The 783-nt window shown below is 64.8% G+C and carries 1 pseudogene; it reads left to right on the plus strand.

Features of this window, described 5'->3' with window-relative positions:
* Nucleotides 1-127: 127 nt before the first annotated feature.
* Nucleotides 128-783: pseudogene (locus AC1D00_RS43655) on the plus strand (hypothetical protein); the annotation flags it as partial.

A 783-nucleotide genomic window follows, 5' to 3' on the forward strand; every position in this document is an offset into this window, starting at 1 on the left:
GGCTGGAGGACATTCCCGTCAACGCCAATGGCAAGGCAGACCGGCGCTCGGTGGCGTCACTGCTCGGTGAAGCTGTCGCAAGGGCCTCGTAGATGCCACAGCCCGCAGTGCTCGCGCGCGTTTTCCGATGAGTGTTGAAAGCCAGCCCTACGGCTACGCGGCCACCGGTCTTCTCGTGAGGCCGTCGTGGCGGTTGATCCCTCAGATCGATCGCGACCCGCGACTTGTGGCCGGCGTCCAAGGATTCCGCGGCCGCCTGCTGCTTTGCTGCGCCGTCGCTCTGCTCGCCGTGCTGCTCTCGCTGGTGGGTATCGACTTTTCAGCGGCAGGTCTCGCGATGATGTGCGCCTACGCCGGGCGGCACCGGCGCGTCCTGATCCTGCTGGCAACCTTGCTGCTGCTTTTCCGGAGCGGCTTCCTGATTGACCGCGCGTTTCTCGAGCGGTTGGCCATCGACGAAGGCGTCGCGGACCGGATCCATCAGCCGCTGCTAGAGGCGGCCATGCTGGTGGTGGTGTTTGCGCTGTTCTCGTGCCTGCTGGCCATGCAAGGTTCAGGAGGCATTGGGCTCCGCCGCCCGACGCTCAGCCTGTTGCTCGTATTCCTGGCGCTTGTCGTGGCGACGCAGGCAACGGTGATGGCCGGGATGCCACGCGTTCTGCTCTGGTCGTTTCTGATGGCAGCCCAACCCTACCTAYGGTTCCTTGCCTACGGCCTGGCCGATGCCGGCAAGATACGATCGCCGGTGTGGCAGCGTCTGAGCGTTTTTCACCCATTCTGGGG

Source organism: Bradyrhizobium sp. P2_E8 (assembly GCF_056403875.1).